Origin of the sequence: Salmonella sp. SAL4457 (genome assembly GCF_046548235.1) — a bacterium.
Lineage (GTDB): Bacteria > Pseudomonadota > Gammaproteobacteria > Enterobacterales > Enterobacteriaceae > Salmonella > Salmonella enterica.
Map to the genome: position 1 here is coordinate 1 of NZ_JBGDZO010000319.1, position 290 is coordinate 290.

General features: G+C 57.2%; 1 protein-coding gene. It reads left to right on the plus strand.

Features of this window, described 5'->3' with window-relative positions:
- Window positions 1–290 (plus strand): ferrochelatase (locus ACLJNW_RS24460; protein ID WP_410961253.1); only part of this gene is annotated, 290 nt, incomplete at both ends.

A 290-nucleotide genomic window follows, 5' to 3' on the forward strand; every position in this document is an offset into this window, starting at 1 on the left:
TCTGGGGACAGGTTCCGGAAGAAAAGAAGGAATCCACTCGCTTGCTGTTTACCGCCCATTCGGTTCCCGTCGCGCACGATAATGTGGGCGGCGCGGAAGGCGATAAAAACCTTTACTCCCGCCAGGTGGCAGAGGCGTCGCGGTTGGTGGCCGCACAAGCCGGTATTTCTGACTATGACCTTGTATGGCAGTCACGTTCGGGCAATCCACGCACTCCGTGGCTCGAGCCAGACATTGTTGACCACACCACCAACATCCATAACAACGAAGGCGTGGACACGGTAGTGGTG